Annotated in this window: 23 protein-coding genes; 13 read left to right on the forward strand and 10 right to left on the reverse strand. The window is 66.6% G+C overall.

Annotated features, from left to right (window positions below):
• Positions 1-36: 36 nt before the first annotated feature.
• Both FHT98_RS00825 and FHT98_RS00830 read right to left on the reverse strand, forming a co-directional pair.
• Positions 37-1,413 (reverse strand): PleD family two-component system response regulator, encoded by a 1,377-nt coding sequence (locus FHT98_RS00825; protein WP_142111819.1) that lies wholly within the window; start codon positions 1,411-1,413, stop codon positions 37-39.
• 18 nt (positions 1,414-1,431) lie between these two features.
• A complete protein-coding gene (locus FHT98_RS00830) occupies positions 1,432-1,800 on the reverse strand; it encodes a response regulator (protein ID WP_061968283.1) in 369 nt (122 codons plus the stop codon).
• 129 nt (positions 1,801-1,929) lie between these two features.
• On the opposite strand from FHT98_RS00830, the gene FHT98_RS00835 reads away from it, so the two are divergent.
• Positions 1,930-2,220, forward strand: a complete 291-nt coding sequence (locus FHT98_RS00835) for a DUF3572 domain-containing protein (protein ID WP_047574544.1) — start codon at positions 1,930-1,932, stop codon at positions 2,218-2,220.
• Positions 2,217-3,566, forward strand: a complete 1,350-nt coding sequence (locus FHT98_RS00840; protein WP_142111821.1) for a DNA polymerase IV — start codon at positions 2,217-2,219, stop codon at positions 3,564-3,566. Before FHT98_RS00835 ends, FHT98_RS00840 begins: the two co-directional genes overlap by 4 nt.
• Here the strand turns inward: FHT98_RS00840 and FHT98_RS00845 are convergent.
• On the reverse strand, positions 3,523-4,368 hold the full coding sequence (locus FHT98_RS00845; protein ID WP_162766137.1) for a cell envelope integrity EipB family protein: 846 nt from the start codon (positions 4,366-4,368) through the stop codon (positions 3,523-3,525). The two genes, FHT98_RS00840 and FHT98_RS00845, sit on opposite strands and share 44 nt — an antisense overlap.
• 195 nt (positions 4,369-4,563) lie before the next feature.
• Here FHT98_RS00845 and FHT98_RS00850 point away from each other — a divergent pair, with 195 nt between their 5' ends.
• The 7 genes from FHT98_RS00850 to FHT98_RS00880 all read left to right on the forward strand — a co-directional run bounded on the left by FHT98_RS00850 (position 4,564) and on the right by FHT98_RS00880 (position 9,784).
• The gene (locus tag FHT98_RS00850; protein WP_061967573.1) at positions 4,564-5,037 is read left to right on the forward strand and encodes a RidA family protein; all 474 of its coding nucleotides are present in this window, start codon (positions 4,564-4,566) and stop codon (positions 5,035-5,037) included.
• The gene (locus FHT98_RS00855; protein WP_142111823.1) at positions 5,037-5,816 is read left to right on the forward strand and encodes a glycerophosphodiester phosphodiesterase family protein; all 780 of its coding nucleotides are present in this window, start codon (positions 5,037-5,039) and stop codon (positions 5,814-5,816) included. Before FHT98_RS00850 ends, FHT98_RS00855 begins: the two co-directional genes overlap by 1 nt.
• Complete coding sequence (locus FHT98_RS00860; protein WP_142111825.1) at positions 5,813-7,051, forward strand: GNAT family N-acetyltransferase; 1,239 nt, start codon at positions 5,813-5,815, stop codon at positions 7,049-7,051. Before FHT98_RS00855 ends, FHT98_RS00860 begins: the two co-directional genes overlap by 4 nt.
• Complete coding sequence (locus FHT98_RS00865) at positions 7,044-7,820, forward strand: hypothetical protein (protein ID WP_142111827.1); 777 nt, start codon at positions 7,044-7,046, stop codon at positions 7,818-7,820. The genes FHT98_RS00860 and FHT98_RS00865 overlap by 8 nt, the downstream gene beginning before the upstream one ends.
• 89 nt (positions 7,821-7,909) lie before the next feature.
• Positions 7,910-8,338, forward strand: a complete 429-nt coding sequence (locus FHT98_RS00870) for an HIT family protein (RefSeq protein ID WP_142111829.1) — start codon at positions 7,910-7,912, stop codon at positions 8,336-8,338.
• A 62-nt stretch (positions 8,339-8,400) separates the two neighbouring features.
• The gene (locus FHT98_RS00875; RefSeq protein ID WP_061967564.1) at positions 8,401-8,871 is read left to right on the forward strand and encodes a carboxymuconolactone decarboxylase family protein; all 471 of its coding nucleotides are present in this window, start codon (positions 8,401-8,403) and stop codon (positions 8,869-8,871) included.
• A 19-nt stretch (positions 8,872-8,890) separates the two neighbouring features.
• Positions 8,891-9,784 carry a sigma-70 family RNA polymerase sigma factor gene (locus FHT98_RS00880; protein ID WP_142111830.1) on the forward strand — a complete coding sequence of 298 codons (894 nt, stop codon included), beginning with the start codon at positions 8,891-8,893 and terminating at the stop codon, positions 9,782-9,784.
• Here FHT98_RS00880 and FHT98_RS00885 read toward each other — a convergent pair.
• The 5 genes from FHT98_RS00885 to clpS all read right to left on the reverse strand — a co-directional run bounded on the left by FHT98_RS00885 (position 9,781) and on the right by clpS (position 14,248).
• A complete protein-coding gene (locus FHT98_RS00885; protein WP_142111832.1) occupies positions 9,781-10,143 on the reverse strand; it encodes an AzlD domain-containing protein in 363 nt (120 codons plus the stop codon). The genes FHT98_RS00880 and FHT98_RS00885 overlap by 4 nt on opposite strands.
• Positions 10,140-10,862, reverse strand: a complete 723-nt coding sequence (locus FHT98_RS00890) for an AzlC family ABC transporter permease (RefSeq protein ID WP_142111834.1) — start codon at positions 10,860-10,862, stop codon at positions 10,140-10,142. The genes FHT98_RS00885 and FHT98_RS00890 overlap by 4 nt, the downstream gene beginning before the upstream one ends.
• Positions 10,863-11,010: 148 nt before the next feature.
• Positions 11,011-11,310 (reverse strand): hypothetical protein, encoded by a 300-nt coding sequence (locus FHT98_RS00895; protein WP_142111836.1) that lies wholly within the window; start codon positions 11,308-11,310, stop codon positions 11,011-11,013.
• Positions 11,311-11,316: 6 nt separating this feature from the next.
• A complete protein-coding gene (gene clpA / locus FHT98_RS00900; RefSeq protein WP_142111838.1) occupies positions 11,317-13,842 on the reverse strand; it encodes an ATP-dependent Clp protease ATP-binding subunit ClpA in 2,526 nt (841 codons plus the stop codon).
• A gap of 46 nt (positions 13,843-13,888) precedes the next feature.
• Positions 13,889-14,248 carry an ATP-dependent Clp protease adapter ClpS gene (clpS, locus tag FHT98_RS00905; RefSeq protein WP_082617444.1) on the reverse strand — a complete coding sequence of 120 codons (360 nt, stop codon included), beginning with the start codon at positions 14,246-14,248 and terminating at the stop codon, positions 13,889-13,891.
• A gap of 268 nt (positions 14,249-14,516) precedes the next feature.
• Between clpS and kdsA the strand changes: the two genes are divergently transcribed.
• Entirely contained in the window at positions 14,517-15,389 is an 873-nt protein-coding gene (gene kdsA, locus FHT98_RS00910; RefSeq protein WP_142111840.1) for a 3-deoxy-8-phosphooctulonate synthase, read from the forward strand.
• Positions 15,382-16,605 (forward strand): MFS transporter, encoded by a 1,224-nt coding sequence (locus tag FHT98_RS00915; RefSeq protein WP_142111842.1) that lies wholly within the window; start codon positions 15,382-15,384, stop codon positions 16,603-16,605. Before kdsA ends, FHT98_RS00915 begins: the two co-directional genes overlap by 8 nt.
• Here FHT98_RS00915 and queF read toward each other — a convergent pair.
• Positions 16,590-17,045, reverse strand: coding sequence for a preQ(1) synthase (gene queF, locus FHT98_RS00920; RefSeq protein WP_142111844.1), 456 nt, complete (start codon positions 17,043-17,045; stop codon positions 16,590-16,592). The two genes, FHT98_RS00915 and queF, sit on opposite strands and share 16 nt — an antisense overlap.
• A 275-nt stretch (positions 17,046-17,320) precedes the next feature.
• Here queF and FHT98_RS00925 point away from each other — a divergent pair, with 275 nt between their 5' ends.
• Both FHT98_RS00925 and eno read left to right on the forward strand, forming a co-directional pair.
• Positions 17,321-17,644, forward strand: coding sequence for a hypothetical protein (locus tag FHT98_RS00925; RefSeq protein WP_061967550.1), 324 nt, complete (start codon positions 17,321-17,323; stop codon positions 17,642-17,644).
• Positions 17,645-17,844: 200 nt separating this feature from the next.
• Positions 17,845-19,128 carry a phosphopyruvate hydratase gene (gene eno / locus FHT98_RS00930; protein ID WP_142111846.1) on the forward strand — a complete coding sequence of 428 codons (1,284 nt, stop codon included), beginning with the start codon at positions 17,845-17,847 and terminating at the stop codon, positions 19,126-19,128.
• A gap of 24 nt (positions 19,129-19,152) precedes the next feature.
• Here eno and FHT98_RS00935 read toward each other — a convergent pair whose 3' ends face one another.
• Positions 19,153-19,770 carry a hypothetical protein gene (locus FHT98_RS00935; protein WP_142111849.1) on the reverse strand — a complete coding sequence of 206 codons (618 nt, stop codon included), beginning with the start codon at positions 19,768-19,770 and terminating at the stop codon, positions 19,153-19,155.
• Positions 19,771-19,854: the final 84 nt, after the last annotated feature.

The raw sequence follows: 19,854 nt of genomic DNA on the forward strand, positions 1-19,854 counted from the left end.
TTCCGAAAACCGCGAGCCACTTTTCGGGCCGATGCTCTATGCCGCGCTGGCGACGATCACGCGGTTGCGGCCGCTCGCCTTGGCCCGGTAGAGCGCATCATCGGCCCGCTTCATCATGTCGGCGGAGGAGGCATCGCCGGCGCGCCGGCTCGAGACGCCGACCGACACCGTGACCTTGATGTCGCGCGTATTGTTCTGGACCGCGAAAGGGGCGTTCTCGACGCGCTCGCGGATACGTTCGGCCACGCGATAGGCGGCATCGCGCCCGGTATCGGGCAGCACCACGACAACCTCCTCGCCGCCCATGCGCGCGACGAGGTCGATGCCGCGCGTGCAGGCGCGCACGCGATCGGCGAATTCGCGCAGGACCTCGTCGCCGACATCATGGCCCCAGCTGTCGTTGACCGACTTGAAATGGTCGATGTCGAGGACCAGCAGCGACAAGGAGCGGGCGCGCAGCGCCGATTCGTCGAACATCGCCGCGAGCCGGTTATCCATGAAGCGGCGATTATGCAGCCCCGTGAGCTGGTCCATCACCGCCATTTCCATCGAGGACTGGACGCTGTCGCGCAGCCGCTCGGTAAAGCGCTTGCGGCGCACCTGGGTGCGCACGCGCGCCAGCAATTCGTTGCGGTCGATCGGACGCAGCAGGAAATCATGCGCCCCGATCTCGAGGCCACGCAGGATGCGGTCGCGGTCCTCGGTCTCCCCCATCAGCAGCACGGAGATGTTGCGGGTGCGCTCCAGCGAGCGCAATTGGCTGCACAGGCGCAGGCCGTCCTGCCCTTGCAGGTCCAGGCTGACGACGACCGCGTCGAACTCGCCTTCGGCAGCGCGTATGACGGCCTGCTGGGCATCGCTCTCGACCTCGACGGCATGAAAGGCCGAGAGCGCGCTCTGCAGCCTTTCGGCGACGTTGGGGCGGTCCTCGACCAGCAGGATGCGGCCGTTCAGGCCGGTCTCGGCCGCCGCCGTCGCCAGCGGATCGGCAATGCCCAGCCGGACGGAAGCGATGGCGCGGCTGCGCAATTCGTCGGTCATCGCCTTCAGCCGCGCGAGGCTGCGCACGCGGGCGAAGAGCGCGGTATCATCCAGCGGCTTGGTCAGGAAGTCGTCGGCGCCGGCATCGAGCCCCTGCAGGCGATCGCGGGGCTGGTCGAGCGTGGTGACGATGATGACGGGGATATGCGCGGTCGCGGGTGCACCCTTCAGCCGCCGGCAGACGTCGAAGCCGTTCATGCCCGGCATCATCACGTCGAGCAGGACGATATCGACCTCACCGCGCTCGCAGAGGGCAATTGCATCACGCCCGTTCGTCGCCGTGACCACGCCGAAATATTCTGCCGAAAGCTTGGCTTCGAGCAGCTTCACATTCGCGGGAATGTCGTCGACGACGAGGACGCGGGCAGTCATGGCTGTGCTTTCGCCGGCTTAGGCCGCGCCGGCATAGGTGCGGACGGTTTCCAGGAACTTCGCGACCGAGATCGGCTTGGAGAGATAGGCCTCGCAGCCGCCTTCCCGGATCCGCTCCTCGTCGCCCTTCATCGCGAAGGCCGTGACCGCGACGACCGGGATGGACTTCAGGTCGTCATCCTCCTTGATCCATTTGGTGACCTCGAGCCCCGAGACCTCCGGAAGCTGGATATCCATCAGGATCAGCGCCGGATGATGCGTCCGCGCCAGCTCGATCGCCTCGATGCCATCCGACGTCTTCAGCGTCGCATAGCCATGGGCTTCGAGCAGATCGTTGAAGAGCTTCATGTTGAGCTCGTTGTCCTCGACGATCAGAACAGTCTTCATCGGGCCGCCCTTCATTTGCGCCGGGAGCGCCACACCGATGGCGGGCTTTCCAAATTGGCGGCATCATCAGATGATTGCGTAGCACGCGAGCAGTTGACGAAACGCAAACCGGATACGCGACTCCATCCCATGATACGACGCCCCACAACGGACGAGGCAGAGGCGCTCGCGCTGCAGGCTCTGGCCTTCCTGGCTTCCGAACCCGAGCGGATCGAGCCGTTTCTGAGCACGACCGGCCTCAACCCGGCCAATCTGCGCCAGGCTGCCGGCGAGCCCGGCTTCCTCGCCGCCGTGCTCGACCATATCGGCTCGAGCGATTCGCTCCTCCTGGAATTTGCCGGAAATTTAAGGCTGAATCCCGAAATCGTCGCCGATGCCAGGCGCGTCCTCGCCGGGCCGGAGCCGGACGACTTCTCTTGAGCGCGGCCGCGCCCTCGTCGCGCTGGCTCTGCCGCGACTGCCTGGCGGACCACGACGCGCTCGGCCCGCCGAAGCGCTGCCCGGCCTGCGGCTCGCCGCGATTGCTCGGCCATGCCGAGCGCGACAGCTTGAGCCTCGCCCATATCGATTGCGACGCTTTCTACGCCACGATCGAGAAGCGCGACGATCCCTCGTTGCAGGACAAGCCGGTCATCGTCGGCGGCGGCAAGCGCGGCGTGGTCTCGACCTGCTGCTACATCGCCCGCACCTATGGCGTGCGCTCGGCCATGCCGATGTTCAAGGCGCTGAAGGCCTGCCCCGAGGCTGTCGTGGTCAAGCCGAACATGGCGAAATACGTCGCGGTCGGCCGCGAGGTCCGGCAGTTGATGCGCGAATTGACGCCGCTGGTCGAGCCGCTCTCGATCGACGAGGCTTTCCTCGATCTTTCCGGCACCGAGCGGCTGCACGATGCCAGCCCGGCGGTGACGCTGGCGCGCTTCGCGGGGCGTGTCGAGGCCGAGCTCGGCATCACCATCTCGGTCGGCCTCTCCTATGCCAAGTTCCTGGCCAAGGTCGCCTCCGATCTCGACAAGCCGCGCGGCTTCTCGATCATCGGGCGGGGCGAGGCGATAGCCTTCCTCGCGGGGAAGCCGATCAGCCTGATCCCCGGCATGGGCCCGGCCGGTGTCGCGAAACTGGCGGAAGGCGGCTTCAAGCTCATCGGCGACCTGCGTGAGGCGCCCGTCGACAAGCTTTTCAAGCTCGCCGGCAAAGACGGCCCGCGCTTGCGCAACCTCGCCAACGGCATCGATGCCCGCCAGGTCACGCCGGAACGCGAGACCAAGAGCGTCTCAAGCGAGACCACGCTCGACGTCGATCTCGCCCGCTTCGAGGAGCTGGAGCCGATCCTGTGGCGGCTCTGCGAGAAGACCTCGAAACGGCTGAAAGCACAGGAGCTTGCCGGCCGGACCATCACCCTGAAGCTGAAGACGGCCGACTTCCAGATCATCACCCGCGCCGCCCGCCTGCCGGAACCGACGCAGCTCGCCGCCCGCCTCTTCACGGCGGGGCGAGACCTGCTGAAGCGCGAATGCAACGGCGCGCATTACCGGTTGATCGGCATCGGCGCGAGCGACTTCAGCCCACCGGAGGCCGCCGACCATGGCGATCTCGCCGACATCGCGACGCCGCGCCTGAAGGCGATGGAGGGCGCGCTCGACAAGTTGCGCGCCCGCTTCGGCGACGAGGCGATCGGCAAGGGCCTGAGCCTCAGATTGCCGCAGCGTCGCTCGTCGGAACCCGCTATTTCGCGCAAGGCTCCTGAGGAAGAAGATCCAGACGCGTGAGCGTGCCGCGCAGCGCGAACGAACCGTAATCGAGCCGGATCGCGCCGGTGACGCCGTTCTCGTAGAGCTCGAAGGCGATGCTGTAGGCCGGCGTCGATTCGCCCGATCCCGCCTTGAAATAGGAGATCGTCACTGGCCAGCGCGCCATCTTCTCGAATTCGGGGCGCTGCAGCGGCTTCTCGGAAGGCTCCGCCTCGATCCGCTTTCCGATGATCGAGAGCGTGTCATAGACCTCCTTGCCGGAATTCGCACCGTCATAGAGGCGCACGCTCAGCGTCTTCTGGCCGGCGCGCGCAGCCTGGATCACGGCCTTCATCTGTGCGTTCGGGAACAACGCGTCGCTCGCCTCGCGATAGATCTCGGCCTTGGGCTGGCGCAGCTTCACCTCATAACCGCTGCCGTTCTTCTGGGCAGTGCCGTCGACGGTATCGGGCTTGGCGCCGCCCGCGGTGCTTTCGGTCTTGAAGCGGTAATTCGCGCCGTCGCCGGCCTCGAAGCTGGTGGTGCGGGCATCGATCAGGCGCGGCCCGGCCTCGGTGCCGAGCTGCGTCACCTGCCGGAAGGACAGCGCATAGCCCTCGCAGGCATCGCCGGTGAACTCGAAGGCGATGCGGCCCTTCGCCGTCTCGATATTCCCGGACGGCTTGCCGTTGTCGAGCACGAGATCGTAGACCGCACGATGCGGCGCGAGCACCACCCGCTCCGTCGCTGCCTGAGCCCAGGCGGGCGCCGCGGCCAGAACCAGCGCCCCCGCGAAAACCCCGCTCGCCTTCGTCGCGAGCTTCGAGACTGTTCCGTTCATGCGCCGCTTGTCCATTGTGACCTGTGCGAAATCTAGGTGCATCGCGGCAATGGCGCAAACATGGCGAAGCCCCCGCTCTTGAGCATCGCATCAGCCCTGCCCGCCCGGCATGCCCGCATGCTTGCGAGGCCCGCCGGCTTCGGCCATGAAAGGCATGCCCGAAGGCACCCTCGCCTCGATCGCGGAGCCAAGCCCATGAACGCCGCCGACACCCGCCTCGCCGAACTCGGCATCACCCTGCCATCCCCGGCCGCGCCCATCGCCAACTATGTGCCCTATGTGATCACCGGCAACCTGCTGGTCATCTCCGGCCAGATCTGCTTCGGGCTCGACGGCAAGCTCGCGGACAAGCACAAGGGCAAGCTCGGCGCCGAAATCTTCAACGAGGCCGGCCTCGAAGCCGCCCGCCTCTGCGCCATCAACGTTCTCGCGCAGGCCAAGGCCGCGCTCGGCGGCGATCTCGGCCGCATCGTGCGCTGCGTCCGCCTCGGCGGCTTCATCAATGCCACCCCGCATTTCGCCGCGCTCCCGGCGATCATGAACGGCGCCTCCGACCTGATGGTCGAGGTCCTCGGCGACAAGGGCCGCCATGCCCGTTCGACCGTGGGCGTCGCCGAATTGCCGGCCGATGCCGCCGTCGAAGTCGAAGCGATGTTCGAGATCGCCTGATGACAGCGGGAACGCTCAAGGACGCCGGCCGGCCCGATCTGGGCTGGCTGGTGGCGAAGCCGATCGCCCATCGCGGCCTGCATGATCTGGCAGCCGGCGTGATCGAGAACAGCCCGTCTGCCGCCACGGCCGCGATCGCCGGCGGCTTCGGCATCGAATGCGACGTCCAGCTCACCGCCGATGGCGAAGCGGTCGTGTTCCATGATTTCGTGCTCGACCGGCTGACGGGCGAGATAGGAGCCGTCGTCGCGCGCAAAGCTGCGGAACTCACTGCAATCACGCTCAAGGGTTCGAGCGACAAAATCCTGACGCTGTCGGCCTTCCTCGACCTGATCGGCGGGCGCGTGCCGCTCGTGGTCGAGATCAAGAGCCGCTTTGATGGTGACCTCGCCCTGACCAGGCGGACCGTCGAAGTCCTCGCCGGCTACAAGAGCCATCCAATCGTGATCAAATCCTTCGATCCCGCGATCGTGACGGCGTTGCGTGAGCTCGCCCCGCAGATTCCGCGCGGCATCGTGGCGATGAACGCCTATGATTACGGCGACTACGACAAGCTTTCAGTCGAGCGGAAGCATGCCCTCGCCAACCTCCTTCACTTCACCGAGAGCCGACCGGACTTCATTTCCTGGAAGGTCACCGATCTCGACAGCGCCGCGCCCTATCTCTGCCGCAACGCGCTGGGCCTGCCGCTGATGAGCTGGACGGTGCGCACGCCGGAGGAGCGGCAGCGGGCCGCAGCGATGGCCGACCAGATGGTCTTCGAGGGTTTTCGCCCTTGAGCGAAGCGGAGGGCGGCGATCTCACCGTTCGTGTCGCGACCTCCCTCAAGGCCGTTCCCGCAGGCGCATGGAACGCCTGCGCCAATCCCCACGCACTGACGGACGCAATCTCGGCGTCCGCCACGCCTTCGGATGCTCCCGCGCTAGACCGGGACAATCCCTTCATCAGCCATGAATTCCTCATGGCGCTGGAGGATAGCCGCTGCATCGGCGGCCGCACCGGCTGGTCGCCGGCCTATCTCCTGGTCGAGGATGAGGCCGGCCAGCTCCTGGCCGCGGCACCCAGCTTCCTGAAGAGCCACAGCCAGGGCGAATATGTCTTCGACCATGGCTGGGCCGATGCCTATGAGCGCGCCGGCGGGCGCTATTACCCCAAGCTGCTGGTCGCCGCGCCCTTCACCCCGGCAACCGGCCCGCGCCTGCTGGTCGCGGACACTCCGCGCGCCGAGGAAGCCCGCGCCGCCCTGATCAGTGGGCTGGAGGCGCTGCGGGGGCAGACGCAATCCTCCTCGGTCCATGTCACCTTCGCGCAGGAGCCGGACATCGCCGCCCTGCAACAGGCCGGCTATATCGAGCGCAACGATCTGCAGTTCCATTGGCAGAACGAGGGCTTCGGCAGCTATGACGACTTCCTCGCGACGCTGGCCTCACGCAAGCGCAAGGCGCTGAAGCGCGAACGGCGCGAAGCGCTTTCGGCCGGGATCAGCATCGATGTCCTCTCCGGCAATGATCTCACCGAGACAGTCTGGGACGACTTCTTCTCGTTCTACGAGGATACCGGCGCGCGCAAATGGGGCCGGCCCTATCTCAACCGGGCCTTCTTCTCAGCGGTCGGCGCGGCGATGGGCGAGCGTATCGTGCTGGTGATGGCGAAACGCGCCGGGCGCCATATCGCCGGCGCGATCAATTTCCGCGGCGCCAACACCCTCTACGGCCGCAACTGGGGCTGCATCGAGGACCATCCCTTCCTGCATTTCGAGGTCTGCTACCACCAGGCCATCGACTACGCGATCGCACATGGCCTCGCCCGCGTCGAGGCCGGCGCGCAGGGCGAGCACAAGTTGGCGCGCGGCTATCGGCCGGTGATCACCCGCTCGCTGCACCAGATCGCCGATCCCGGCCTGCGCCGCCCCGTCGCCGCCTATCTCGCGCAGGAGCGCGAGCAGATCGCGGCAGCGCGCGAAGCGCTGGCAGCCGAAAGCCCCTTCCGCAAGACGGGCACCGCCGATGACTGACGCCCCCCTTGCAAGCCCGGTCTCCGCGACGCCCATCTTCTGCGAGGATGACGAGCTCGGCTATCGCCGCAGCCTCACCGATTTCACGAGCCCTCTGACGCTCGACGAGAGCTACCGGCTGGCGCATCTGCCATTGGTTGCCCCGGAGCATCCCGGTGTCATCGCCCGGCGCGAGGGCAAGTTCTACGAGATGGGCCGGCACCCGGCGGTCTACTCGCTGGTCCTGCCGTTGGAAGACCAGGCCTTGCGCGCCTCTCCAGCCTTCCTCGCGCTGGAGAACGAGCTGAAGGCGGCCCCCTTCGCCGGCAAGATCGCCTGGGACATCCTGCCGAAGCGGCAGGACCGCCTGCACGCGACAATCTGCGGCTCTCTCAGTCTTGCCGAGCCTCCAACGATCTCGGGTCAAACACACGAAGCCCTGCGTAAGATCGAGCCCTTCGCGGTGGAATTGCGCGGGCTCTTCTCCGGCAGCGTCAATCGCGGCCGACTCTATCTCGCGGTCTATCCGGAGAAGCGCGCCGGCCGGAACACGTTGCAGCAAGTACAGGCCGCCTTCGGCCGAGAACCGGGCAATCTCTGGCTCGTCGGGCTCTACAACCTCACCGACGATCTCGATGCGACTGAGACCGCGGCGCTGGCCGACATCATCACGCGCTGGTGGAACAAGCCTTTACTCAACCTCGCCGTGACGGAGTTTCAGGTGATGGGCGCGCACGATGACCTCGTGCTCGATGCCCATGTCGAGACGGTTCTGCCGCTCGGCGCCTGAGGTGGGGCCATTATCCGGTCCGTGAGCTTGACGCCTCGACCGGGGCGCCGCAGCTTGCGCCTACCCTTTTCGATCCTGCCGGACCCGCCATGACCGCCTATGATCAATCCAACGTCTTCGCCAAGATCCTGCGCGGCGAACTCCCGTCCCATACCGTCTACGAGGATGGCGAGACGCTCGCGATCATGGACATCATGCCGCGCGCCGACGGCCATGTGCTGGTGGTCCCCAAGGCTGCCTGCCGCAATGTCTTCGATGCCCCCGCCGATGCGCTCAAGGCGGTGGCGCTGACCACCCAGAAGCTGGCGCGCGCCGTGAAGGCCGCGTTCTCGGCCGAAGGCGTCACCATCCAGCAGTTCAACGAGGCGGCCGGCGGCCAGGTGGTGTTCCATCTTCATGTTCATGTCATGCCGCGCTTCGAGGGCGTGGCACTGCGCCCGCATACCGGCGCGATGGAGAGAAACGAGGTGCTCGCCAGCAATGCCGAGAAAATCCGCGAGGCCCTGAAAAAAATCTGACGGGCCATGTCACAGCGGGGTGAGCTGCCTCGTCTTGTCGTCATCAACCGATGGAGACAATCATGAGCCAACGCCTCAACGCCTTCCAGATCGCGCCCGAAGCCTACAAGGCCATGCTGGTCCTGCAGGACTATGTCAACAAGTCGGCGCTGGAGCACAGCCTGATGGAGCTGGTGAAGATCCGCGCCTCGCAGATCAACCGCTGCGCCTATTGCCTGCACATGCATGTGCTCGACGCGCGCAAGGCCGGCGAGACCGAGGCACGCATCAACCTGCTCAATGCCTGGGAGGAATCCGAGCTCTATACGCCACGCGAGCGCGCCGCCCTGCGCTGGACGGAAGAATTGACCCGCGCCTCCGAGCGCAGCCCGAGCGACGCCGCCTATGCCGAGCTCCGCGAGCATTTCAACGAGAAGGACAGCGTCGACCTGTCCTTCGCCATCGGCGCGATCAACACCTGGAACCGCGTCAATGTCGGCTTCCGCACGCGCCATCCGGCCGACCGGCCGCACAAGACCGAGGCTGCCGCCTGATGACACCAACCCGGCGCGCATGACAGGCGCGCCTGCCAGCCCTTTCGAGGCGAACCGGTCCTACCTGACCCGCCTCGCCTACCGCATGCTCGGCTCGCTCAGCGACGCCGAGGATGTGGTGCAGGATGCCTGGCTGCGCTGGCATGGCGCCGCGCCCGAGGCGATCGCGAACCCGCGCGCCTGGCTCGGGCGCGTGGTCACGCGGCTTTGCCTCGACCTGATGAAATCGGCACGGCGCAAGCGCGAGACCTATGTCGGCGCCTGGCTGCCCGAGCCCTTGATCGAGGCCATCGGCGGCGCGCCCAGCGCCGACGAGGCGATCGACGTGCCCTATGCGCTGCAGCTCGCGCTGGAACGGCTCTCGCCATTGGAGCGCGCGGCCTTCCTGCTGCACGACGTCTTCGACCTGCCGTTCGGTGAAATCGCCGAGACGCTCGGGCGCAGCGAGGCTGCCTGCCGGCAGCTCGTTTCACGGGCACGCCGCCATGCGAGGGAGGAGGACGGCCCGCGCCATCCGCTCTCGCCTGACGAAGTGCGTCGCTACGCCCAGGCCTTCTTCCAGGCCGCTCACAGCACCGATGCCACGATCCTGAAGAGCATGCTCGCCCATGACGCGGTGCTGCGCGCCGATGGCGGCGGCAAGGTCAATTCGGTGCTGAACCCGATCCTCGGCAGCGACAAGATCGGCCGATTCTTTGAAGGCATCGGCCGCCATGTCGAGCGGGAAGGCCGTTCGACCACACGCTATGAATTCGTGATGATCAACGGGCTGCCCGGCTATGTCAGCCTGGAGCGCGGCGAGACCGTGCAGGCCACGGCCTTCGACATCCGCGACGGGCGCGTCACCGCGGTCTACATCATCCGCAACCCCGACAAGCTCGGCCATGTCCGGCGGTTGCTGGAAGCAGCCTAACCTGCCGCGAAGAGCCAGACGCCGCCGATCAGGATCATTTCGCCGGCGAGCACCGCGAGCATCATCCGGCGCTTGTCGAACAGCATGACGGCGGCCGCCGCCGCCAGCGCCGCGATGCGCACCCATCCCGGAGCGGCCGCGAGCACGCCCGGCGGCGAGACCATCAGCTTGGCGACGATCCCGGCAAGCAGCGCGGTCGCGACCGCCCTCACCCATTCGAGCAACGGCGAATCGTTGGAGAGCCCGCGCGAGAAGCCCACCGCAAGCCAGCGCCAGATCTCCGTCGGCAGCACGGCGAACAGCATCAGCGCGAGATAGGGCCAGAGCGGCCCGTCGAGCATGGCGATCGGCTGGGTCATGCCGGCTTCCGTTTCCGCCCGATGAGAAAGGCCAGGCTTCCGGCGGCGAGCCCGGCGACGATCAGGTCGAAGCCGCCGCCGATGAAGTGCTCGCAGACTGGCGCGAAGGCCAGCCCGAGGATCAGCGCCGCCACATCGCCGCGATGGCGCAGGCCCGCGATCAGCGAGACCAGGAAGAACATCGGCGTGAGGCAGAGCAGCCCTGCCGCGAACGGGATCGGCAGCGCGCCCAGCAGGTAATAACCGGCGAAGGTGCCGATCGAGCTCACCACCATGCAGGTGCCGGCGAAACCGAGGAAATAGGCGACGCGCTGATGCGGGGCGATGGCCGGCAGGCGCCGCAGGCCCTCGCTCCAGGCGGTGACCGCGACGAAGTGAGCAAGGAGAAGCTGCTGCCAGATGCCCTGGCCGGGCCGACGCAGCAGCGGCAGGATCGCCATCGTCATCGGCAGGAAGCGCAGCGAGGCGAAGGCGATCGCGATCACGATCGCGCTCCAGGCGGCACCGGCTGCGATCGAGGCGAAGAACAGCACCTGCGAGGGGCCGGCCCAGACCAGGATCGTGGAGAGCACGGCGACATCGACGGGATAGCCGACATCGCGGGCGAGCGAGCCGATGCCGATCAGCCCGAAGCCGACGATCCAGGCCGGCAGCATCAGCGCATCGCGCATGCCGGCCAGCGCGACGCGCTGCCAGCTCCAGTCGGCGGATACGCTCATGAGGCCATCGGGGCGGAATGGGTTCGACAGGTTTCCGGCCCGGAGCAGTTCGAGCCCATTCCTCTATCGCTCATGCACGCGACGCTTGCCTAGGCACCGGCAGGCCGGCCGGCTCTGCATCTCTTGCAAGCGCGGGTCGTGCCGCCTCTCAGCCTTTGCCGCCCTTCATCGCAATGGCGATGATCTCATTGGCGAAATCGATCAATTCCTTGGGGATGCCACCGACAGCCTGGACGCCCAGATAGATCAGGTAGATGAGGGCCGGCACCAGGATCCAGCCCAGCACTTCCTCGAAAATCTTGCGGCGGCGCCGGCGGCGGTCGCGCTTTTCGAACCAGCCGAGCTTTTCCTTGGCCGGGCGAGCGGGAGCCGAGGACGGGGCCGGAGCCTCCTGAAGCACCTCGCCGCTCTCGGCGGCGAGGCTTGCGGTCTTTCGTTTGAACAGCACGGTGCCTTACGCCTTCGTCAGCGGGACCTTGGGAACGGTGCGGACGGTCTTGGCCGAGGCCTTCGCTGCGCCACCCGTCCCACCCGGAGTGCCGCCACCTTTAGGCGCTCGCCGCGGCGGAGTCTTGGTCGTTTTGCCGGTGGCAGCCGCTTTCGCGCGCGGCTTCGGCACACGCTTGGCGGTTGCCGCCTCGACATCCTTCTCCGGCTTGGGGCTGGCCGGCCCGTCCGGGAATTCGAGGCCGAGCACCTTGATGCCGGTCTCGGACTGGACGACGACGACCTTCACGGCCCCGCCGTTCTTCAGGCGCCCGAACAGCACCTCGTCGGCGAGCGGCGTCTTGATCGTCTGCTGGATCAGCCGTGCCATCGGGCGGGCGCCCATCGCCTCGTCATAGCCGTTCTCGACCAGCCATTCGCGCGCCTCGTCCGAAAGCTCGATCGTGACGTTGCGGTCGGCGAGCTGCGCCTCGAGCTGGAGCACGAACTTGTCGACGACGCGGGCGACCACCGTCTTCGGCAGATGGCCGAAGGAGATGACCGAGTCCAGCCGGTTGCGGAATTCCGGCGCGAACAGCTTGTTGATCGCCTCGGTATCGTCGCCCTCCCGCTTGGTCCGGGTGAAGCCATAGGCGTTGCGGGCCATGTCGGCGGCGCCAGCATTGGTCGTCATGATCAGGATGACGTTCCTGAAATCGACCTGCTTGCCGTTGTTGTCGGTCAGCTTGCCGTGGTCCATCACCTGCAGGAGGATGTTGAACAGGTCGGGATGGGCCTTCTCGATCTCGTCGAGCAGCAGCACGCTGTGCGGATGCTGGTCGATCTGGTCGGTCAGGAGCCCGCCCTGGTCGAAGCCGACATAGCCGGGAGGCGCGCCGATCAGTCGCGAGACGGTGTGGCGCTCCATGTATTCCGACATGTCGAAGCGGATCAGCTCGACGCCGAGCGAAGAGGCGAGCTGGCGCGCGACCTCGGTCTTGCCGACGCCGGTCGGACCGGCGAAGAGGTAGCTGCCGATCGGCTTCTCGCCGTCGCGCAGGCCGGCGCGGGCGAGCTTGATCGCCGAGGACAGCGCCTCGATCGCCTTCTCCTGGCCATAGACCGTGCGCTTCAGCGTCGTCTCGAGGTTGCGCAGCACCTCGGCATCGTCCTTCGAGACGGTCTTGGCCGGGATGCGGGCCATGGTCGCGATCGCGGCCTCGATCTCCTTGACCCCGATCGTCTTCTTGCGCTTGGCTTCGGTCACCAGCATCTGCGAGGCGCCGGTCTCGTCGATCACGTCGATCGCCTTGTCGGGCAGCTTGCGGTCATGGATGTAGCGGGCCGAGAGCTCCACCGCCGCCTTGATGGCGTCGTTGGTGTAGCGCAGCTTGTGGAACTCCTCGAAATAAGGCTTCAGCCCCTTCAGGATCTCGATCGTGTCCGGCACCGACGGCTCGTTGACGTCGATCTTCTGGAAGCGACGCACCAGCGCCCGGTCCTTCTCGAAATACTGGCGGTATTCCTTGTAGGTGGTCGAGCCGATGCAGCGCAGCGAGCCCGAGGCCAGCGCGGGCTTGAGCAGGTTCGAGGCGTCCATCGCGCCGCCCGAGGTCGCACCGGCGCCGATCACCGTGTGGATCTCGTCGATGAACATGATCGCCTTCGGGTGCTGCTCGATCTCCTTCATCACCTGCTTGAGGCGCTCTTCAAAATCGCCGCGATAGCGCGTACCGGCGAGCAGCGTGCCCATGTCGAGCGAGAAGACGGTCGCGTCCTCCAGCACCTCGGGCACCTCGCCGCGCGTGATCTTGAGGGCGAGGCCCTCGGCGATCGCGGTCTTGCCGACGCCGGGGTCGCCGACCAACAGCGGGTTGTTCTTCTGGCGACGGCACAGGATCTGGATCGTGCGCTGCACCTCGGCCTCGCGGCCGATCAGCGGATCGATGCGCCCGTCCCTCGCCTTGCGGTTGAGGTTGACGCAGTAAGCGTCGAGCGCACTTTCCTTTTTCTTCTTGTCCTTGTCCTCGGTCTGGCCCTGCTCGGCGCGCTGCTCGCGCTGCGGTTCGCCCTCCTCCTCGGAGCCGCGGACAGGCCGGCTCTCGCTCGCGCCGGGGCGCTTGGCGATGCCGTGGCTGATGTAGTTGACCGCGTCGTAGCGGGTCATGTCCTGCTCCTGCAGGAAATAGGCGGCGTGGCTCTCGCGCTCGGCGAACATCGCGACGAGCACGTTCGCGCCGGTCACCTCCTCGCGACCGGACGACTGGACATGGATCACCGCGCGCTGGATGACGCGCTGGAAGCCGGCGGTCGGCTTGGAATCGTCACGCCCATCGGTGACGAGATTGGTCAGTTCCGCGTCGATATAATCGACGAGATTGCGCCTGAGCAGGTCGAGATCGACGCTGCAGGCGCGCATCACCGCGGCTGCGTCCTGGTCATCGACCAGCGCAAGCAGGAGGTGTTCGAGGGTGGCGTATTCGTGACGGCGCTCGTTGGCCAGAGCCAGAGCCCGGTGAAGCGCCTGTTCGAGACTGCGCGAGAAACTCGGCAAGGGGCGCGCTCCTATCTGATTTCCAAAAGAACTCGATGACCCAAGACTACTTTTTCTCCATCACGCATTGCAGCGGATGCATGTGCTTGCGCGCCAGATCCATGACGAGCGTAACCTTGGTCTCGGCGACTTCGTAGGTAAAGACGCCGCATTCGCCGACGCCGTTCTGATGCACATGCATCATGATCTGCGTGGCTTCGGAGCGGTCCTTGTTGAAGAAGCGCTCCAGAACGTGAACGACGAACTCCATCGGCGTGTAGTCGTCGTTGAGCAGCAGGACGCGATAGAGATTGGGCTTGCGCGTCCGCGTCCGGGTGAGGACGGCAGTGCCGCTGCCCTCGCGCCCATTGCCTTCGCGCCCGCCGCCATCGTTCGGCGGCTGGCCGCGCCTGGGGCGGTCGGCCATGGTGAGCCCGTCGCCCGCGCGCACCGGACGCCCTGCCTGCCTTGCCCTGTCCTGGCCTGACTGCATCATTCCCGTCCGCGCCGTATCCATCGATCCTGCATCGCCACCCGAGATAGTGCTTCGCCTGTGAATTTACAGACCTCGCCCCTGCTTCGCCAGCCCGTTTGAAGGCAAGCTTGATCCATAAGCTGTCCGCAGGGCTGCCCTGACTTGACCCGGCAGGGCTCACAGACATAAGCCCGGCAGCCCGCCGGACAAGGACGCCGCCATGACTCCCAACGCCATCGTGACCATCGGCGAGGATCTCGCCCGCCCTGTGCGCTTCGGCAATGCATTGCCGCTCGCCCTGATCGCCGGACCCTGCCAGATGGAAAGCCGCGACCACGCGCTCGAATGCGCGCTGGCGCTGAAGGAGATCGCAGAGGAGCTGAAGATCGGCCTCGTCTTCAAGGCCTCCTTCGACAAGGCCAACCGCACCAGCGTCAAAGGCGCCCGCGGCATGGGGATGAAGGCCGGCCTGCCCGTCTATGCCGAGATCCGCGAGCGCACCGGCCTGCCGGTCGTGACCGATGTCCACGAAGCCGATCAATGCGCACCCGTGGCCGAAGTGGTCGACATCCTCCAGATCCCGGCCTTCCTCTGCCGCCAGACCGACCTGCTCGTCGCTGCCGCGAAGACCGGCCGCGTCGTCAACGTCAAGAAGGGCCAGTTCCTCGCGCCCTGGGACATGGTCAATGTCGCGGCCAAAGTGACCGAGAGCGGCAATCCGAACGTGATGCTGACCGAGCGCGGCGTCTCCTTCGGCTACAACACGCTGGTCTCCGACATGCGCGCCCTTCCGACCATGGCCGAAATCGGCGCGCCCGTGATCTTCGACGCCACCCATTCGGTGCAGCAGCCCGGCGGCAAGGGCGCCTCGACCGGCGGCCAGCGCGAATTCGTGCCGGTGCTGTCGCGCGCGGCGGTCGCCGTCGGCGTCGCCGGCCTCTTCATCGAGACCCATCCCGATCCCGACAAGGCACCGTCGGACGGCCCCAACATGGTGCCGCTATCGGAGTTCAAAGCGCTGATCGAGGAGCTTCAGGGCTTCGACCGCCTGGCCAAGTTGCGGACCGCCCCGGCGGCCGTCGCTGATGTCTGAACCCGCTTCGTCGGCAGACCCATCGCTGACATCGCTACGAACGCTCGTTCTCGTCCTGGGAGCCTGTGGCTTCGCCTCGACCTTCACCATGCGGCTCATCGATCCGCTGGTGCCGACGCTCGCCGGTCATTTCAGTCGGTCGATCGCGCAGGTCGCGGTGATGGCGACGGCATTCTCCTTCTCATACGCGTTCGGGCAGCCGATCCTCGGCCCCATCGCCGACGCGGTCGGCAAGATCCGCACGATCGGCACCTGCCTCGCCCTTCTGGTCCTGCTGTCGATCGCCTGCTCCTTCGCGCCGAATTTCGAGGCCTTGCTCGCGCTGCGCGCCGCCAGCGGAATCGTCGCCGGTGGGATTATCCCGATCGCGATGGCGGCGATCGGCGATCGCGCGACCATGGCACAGCGCCAGATCACGCTCGGCCGCTTCACCGTCATCATGATCTTCGGTCAGATGGCGGGCGCCGCCTGTTCCGGCGTGATCGCCGAATATGTCGGCTGGCGGGGCGTCTTCTTGATGGCGGGCGGCATTGCCGGGCTCGCGCTCCTGATGCTCACCTTGACGATGCGGCCCCGTGCCGGCGCGGTGCGCCGCCGTCCGACACTGCGGGGAGCGGTCGCCAGTTACGCGGCCGTCTTCTCGAACCCACGCTCGAAGCTGCTCTATGCGCTGGTCATCACCGAAGGCTGCCTGATCTTCGGCATGCCTCCCTTCGTCGCCGCGATCCTGCAGGAGCGGGCCGGCATCGGCCCGTCGCTCGCCGGGCTGGTCATCGCCGGAACGGGCATCGGCGGGCTGATCTACGGTCTCTCGACCCGTATCCTGGTCGATCGGATCGGCCCCGTCCGCATGCCGATCGTCGGCGGCGTCCTGATGGCGATCGGCTATGGGCTGTTTGCGCTGCCCTTCCTGCCGTGGTGGAGCGCCGTGCCGTTCTTCGTGGTCAACGGCTTCGGCTTCTTCCTGATGCACGGCACGTTCCAGGCGCAGGCGACCGAACTCGCCCCCGAGGCCCGTGGCTCGGCCGTGTCGCTCTTCGCCTGCTCGCTTTTTGCAGGCCATGCGCTCGGCCCCGTGCTGATGGGCACAGCGCTCGCCCTGCTCGGCACGACCGGCGCCGTCAGCCTTTTTGCCGTCGGGATCGGACTGCTGGGCTTTGCCGCGCCGCGCATCCTGCCGATGCTCGGCGCGGCTGAGGCTCAGCGCCCGCGATAGGGCGCGACGCCTTGGTCGGGGAGCCAGAGGCCCTTCGGCGGCTCCCCCGTCTGCCAGAACACGTCGATCGGAATGCCGCCGCGCGGATACCAGTAGCCGCCGATGCGGAGCCATTCCGGCTCCAGCAGGTCGACCAGCCGCTTGCCGATGCCGACGGTGCAATCCTCATGGAAAGCGCCGTGGTTGCGGAACGAGGCGAGATAGAGCTTCAGCGACTTCGACTCGACCAGCCACTGGCCCGGCAGATAATCGATGACGAGGATACCGAAATCGGGCTGGCCAGTGACCGGGCAGATCGAGGTGAATTCCGGGCAGGTGAAGCGGGCGAGATAATGCGTGCCGGCATGCGGATTGGGCACGCGGTCGAGCCGCGCCTCCTCCGGCGAGGCGGGCAAGGCGCTGCTCTGGCCGAGCTGCAAGGTCGAGGCGTCGATGGTCATGGGATGCTCCTGGATTTGGCGGGGTTCTAGAGCATCTGCCGCCGATATGGGAACTGCCGCCGTTTGCGGCATGGGAAAGCAGTCCAGCCCGGCGCCCGCAACTGTGCGAACGACCACCCGCTCGCAAATGAAGCGTTCGATGAAAGCCTCAAGTTCTGCGCAATTAAGCCGGGTTGTTTGCTTAAATATTTCCGGAATTTCCACACGCATATTTGTGCGGATAGGCAGCATGTTCCAGGTCTAACTCGCGCAATCAGAAGCCTAGACCGAACTCCATGATCATTGCCGGCATCTTGTTCCTGATCGGCCTTCTGATCGGCTTGTCCTACGGCTATCCGGCCATCATTCTCGCCAGCGCCGCGGTCACGCTCATCGCTTTCCCGACATGGATCATCCGCGGCGAGCTCGGCCTGTTCGTCGTGCTCGTCTGGATCGGATACCTCTTCGCCCTCCAGGCCGGCTTCCTGCTCGGCGGCTATCTCGGCCTGCCGGAAGAGGAACAGGACCTACCAGAGCCAGACCGGCCGCCCCGCAGCGAGGCAAAGACCCGCCCACCACAGGACGGTCAGGCCGGACCAGAACAGGACAGAGGCGAGTGAGGGTCGGCGGCGGTTAGGCATGGTCTGGAACATGATCGTTTCCCGATGGGACGAAGCGTCGGAACAACCGGTCAATCCGCAAGCCGCGCGCCATCGGGGGCCGCCCCACCGTCACCGGCCTGCCGATTGAGGCTTTCCCCGCGGCAGGCTGTTGGCTAGAAGCGCCTTATCCATTCGCCCCGCCTCTCCCGGAGCCTGCCATGACCGCGATCATCGACATCATCGGACGCCAGATCCTCGATTCCCGCGGCAACCCGACGGTCGAGGTCGATGTCGTGCTGGAAGACGGCTCGATGGGCCGCGCCGCCGTTCCGTCGGGCGCTTCGACCGGCGCGCATGAGGCGGTCGAGCTGCGCGACGGCGACAAGTCGCGCTATCTCGGCAAGGGCGTCCTCAAGGCGGTCGAGGCGGTCAACGTTTCCATCGCCGAAGCGATCGTCGCCATGGATGCCGAGGACCAGACCGCGATCGACCAGGTGATGATCGATCTCGACGGCACCCCCAACAAGTCGAAGATCGGCGCCAACGCCATCCTCGGCGTCTCGCTCGCCGTCGCCAAGGCGGCCGCCGAGGCGTCCGGCCTGCCGCTCTATCGCTATGTCGGCGGCACTTCGGCCCGCGTCCTGCCCGTGCCGATGATGAACATCGTCAATGGCGGCGCCCATGCCGACAACCCGATCGACTTCCAGGAATTCATGGTGATGCCGATCGGCGCGCCCTCCTTCGCGGAAGGCCTGCGCATGGGTTCGGAGATCTTCCACACGCTGAAGAAGAAGCTGCACGACGCCGGCCACAACACCAATGTCGGCGACGAGGGCGGCTTCGCCCCGAACATCAAGTCGGCCGAGGCCGCGCTCGATTTCGTCATGCAGGCGATCGAGACCGCCGGCTACAAGGCGGGCGAGGATGTCGCGCTGGCGCTCGACTGCGCCGCGACCGAGTTCTTCAAGGACGGCGCTTACGTCTACGAGGGCGAGCGCAAGACGCGCGATCCCAAGGCGCAGGCCAAGTACCTCGCCAAGCTCGTCGGCAATTACCCGATCGTCTCGATCGAGGACGGCATGGCCGAGGACGACTGGGAGGGCTGGAAGGCGCTGACCGATCTCGTCGGCTCGAAGTGCCAGCTCGTCGGCGACGATCTCTTCGTCACCAACGTCACCCGCCTGTCGCAGGGCATCAGGACGAAGACGGCGAACTCGATCCTGGTCAAGGTCAACCAGATCGGCTCGCTGACCGAGACCCTCGCCGCCGTCGAGATGGCGCAGCGCGCCGGCTACACCGCCGTGATGTCGCATCGCTCGGGCGAGACCGAGGACGCGACCATCGCCGACCTCGCCGTCGCGACGAATTGCGGGCAGATCAAGACCGGCTCGCTCGCCCGGTCGGACCGGACCGCGAAGTACAACCAGCTCCTGCGCATCGAGGAAGAGCTGGGCGCGCAGGCGATCTATGCCGGCCGCACCGCGCTGAAGGCGCTGGCCTGATCGATAAGCCTCACGCTGCCGCGCTCACCAGCGCGGCAGCAGGCCATTCGCCTGCGTCAGGGTCCATGACCCTGCCGCCTGCATGCTTCCTGCCGCACCGGACACCGCGTCGGCGACCTTCATCACCGGCGCGACGACGAACTGGCGCAGCGATGAATCGGCGGGCTCGCCGCCAGACGGTTCCGCATCCGTGACAGCCGCCGGAGGCAGGATCACCAGGGGCGCGCCGATCACCTGCCCCTTTGTCTTGGACAGCGCCGCCAAACGGCGCGGCGGCAATGTTGCCACGTTCACGGCAACACGCGCCCGGGCCTGAGCGGCACCCTGCGATGGCGTCCAATCGCCCTCCTCAGGCCAGGCAAGCGACATCGGCATCGCCAGCGCCGCAGGCGTGAGTGGACGTCCGACCTCGAAACTCCCCTCATCGACCCATCCGGTGTCCGCGAGCCGGTCGCCGATCTTGCCGTCGCGCAGCAAGGTCAGGGCTGGCGCCTTGGCACGATCGGGCGTCGCGTCGGATAGGAGAGCCGGCACCATCACCAGAAGGGCCGTCGCCGTCGCGATGCCCAGGGAGAGCAACAGGTCGCTCCCCAATCGCGCAGCCATCGTGGCCGGCGCGGGAAAATCAGATTGTCTCGACATCGGTTGCGCTCCGTATCGCTGCGCCCCTTGAACCTCACGGCACAAGGAAGCCGTCGCGTCTGGGCACCAGCAGGGCCGAAACGG

The organism is Allobosea sp. AK1, from assembly GCF_006714945.1.
GTDB lineage: Bacteria > Pseudomonadota > Alphaproteobacteria > Rhizobiales > Beijerinckiaceae > Allobosea > Allobosea robiniae.

Coding starts and splice junctions, on each gene's coding strand:
- FHT98_RS00880 (WP_142111830.1), top strand. CDS start 8,891: ATGACAGGCGCGCCTGCCAGCCCTTTCGAGGCGAACCGGTCCTACCTG.
- FHT98_RS00875 (WP_061967564.1), top strand. CDS start 8,401: ATGAGCCAACGCCTCAACGCCTTCCAGATCGCGCCCGAAGCCTACAAG.
- clpS (WP_082617444.1), bottom strand. CDS start 14,248: ATGGCCGACCGCCCCAGGCGCGGCCAGCCGCCGAACGATGGCGGCGGG.
- FHT98_RS00850 (WP_061967573.1), top strand. CDS start 4,564: ATGAACGCCGCCGACACCCGCCTCGCCGAACTCGGCATCACCCTGCCA.
- FHT98_RS00885 (WP_142111832.1), bottom strand. CDS start 10,143: ATGACCCAGCCGATCGCCATGCTCGACGGGCCGCTCTGGCCCTATCTC.
- eno (WP_142111846.1), top strand. CDS start 17,845: ATGACCGCGATCATCGACATCATCGGACGCCAGATCCTCGATTCCCGC.
- FHT98_RS00915 (WP_142111842.1), top strand. CDS start 15,382: ATGTCTGAACCCGCTTCGTCGGCAGACCCATCGCTGACATCGCTACGA.
- kdsA (WP_142111840.1), top strand. CDS start 14,517: ATGACTCCCAACGCCATCGTGACCATCGGCGAGGATCTCGCCCGCCCT.
- FHT98_RS00890 (WP_142111834.1), bottom strand. CDS start 10,862: ATGAGCGTATCCGCCGACTGGAGCTGGCAGCGCGTCGCGCTGGCCGGC.
- FHT98_RS00925 (WP_061967550.1), top strand. CDS start 17,321: ATGATCATTGCCGGCATCTTGTTCCTGATCGGCCTTCTGATCGGCTTG.
- FHT98_RS00855 (WP_142111823.1), top strand. CDS start 5,037: ATGACAGCGGGAACGCTCAAGGACGCCGGCCGGCCCGATCTGGGCTGG.
- FHT98_RS00825 (WP_142111819.1), bottom strand. CDS start 1,413: ATGACTGCCCGCGTCCTCGTCGTCGACGACATTCCCGCGAATGTGAAG.
- FHT98_RS00935 (WP_142111849.1), bottom strand. CDS start 19,770: ATGTCGAGACAATCTGATTTTCCCGCGCCGGCCACGATGGCTGCGCGA.
- FHT98_RS00830 (WP_061968283.1), bottom strand. CDS start 1,800: ATGAAGACTGTTCTGATCGTCGAGGACAACGAGCTCAACATGAAGCTC.
- queF (WP_142111844.1), bottom strand. CDS start 17,045: ATGACCATCGACGCCTCGACCTTGCAGCTCGGCCAGAGCAGCGCCTTG.
- FHT98_RS00865 (WP_142111827.1), top strand. CDS start 7,044: ATGACTGACGCCCCCCTTGCAAGCCCGGTCTCCGCGACGCCCATCTTC.
- FHT98_RS00870 (WP_142111829.1), top strand. CDS start 7,910: ATGACCGCCTATGATCAATCCAACGTCTTCGCCAAGATCCTGCGCGGC.
- FHT98_RS00845 (WP_162766137.1), bottom strand. CDS start 4,368: ATGAACGGAACAGTCTCGAAGCTCGCGACGAAGGCGAGCGGGGTTTTC.
- FHT98_RS00835 (WP_047574544.1), top strand. CDS start 1,930: ATGATACGACGCCCCACAACGGACGAGGCAGAGGCGCTCGCGCTGCAG.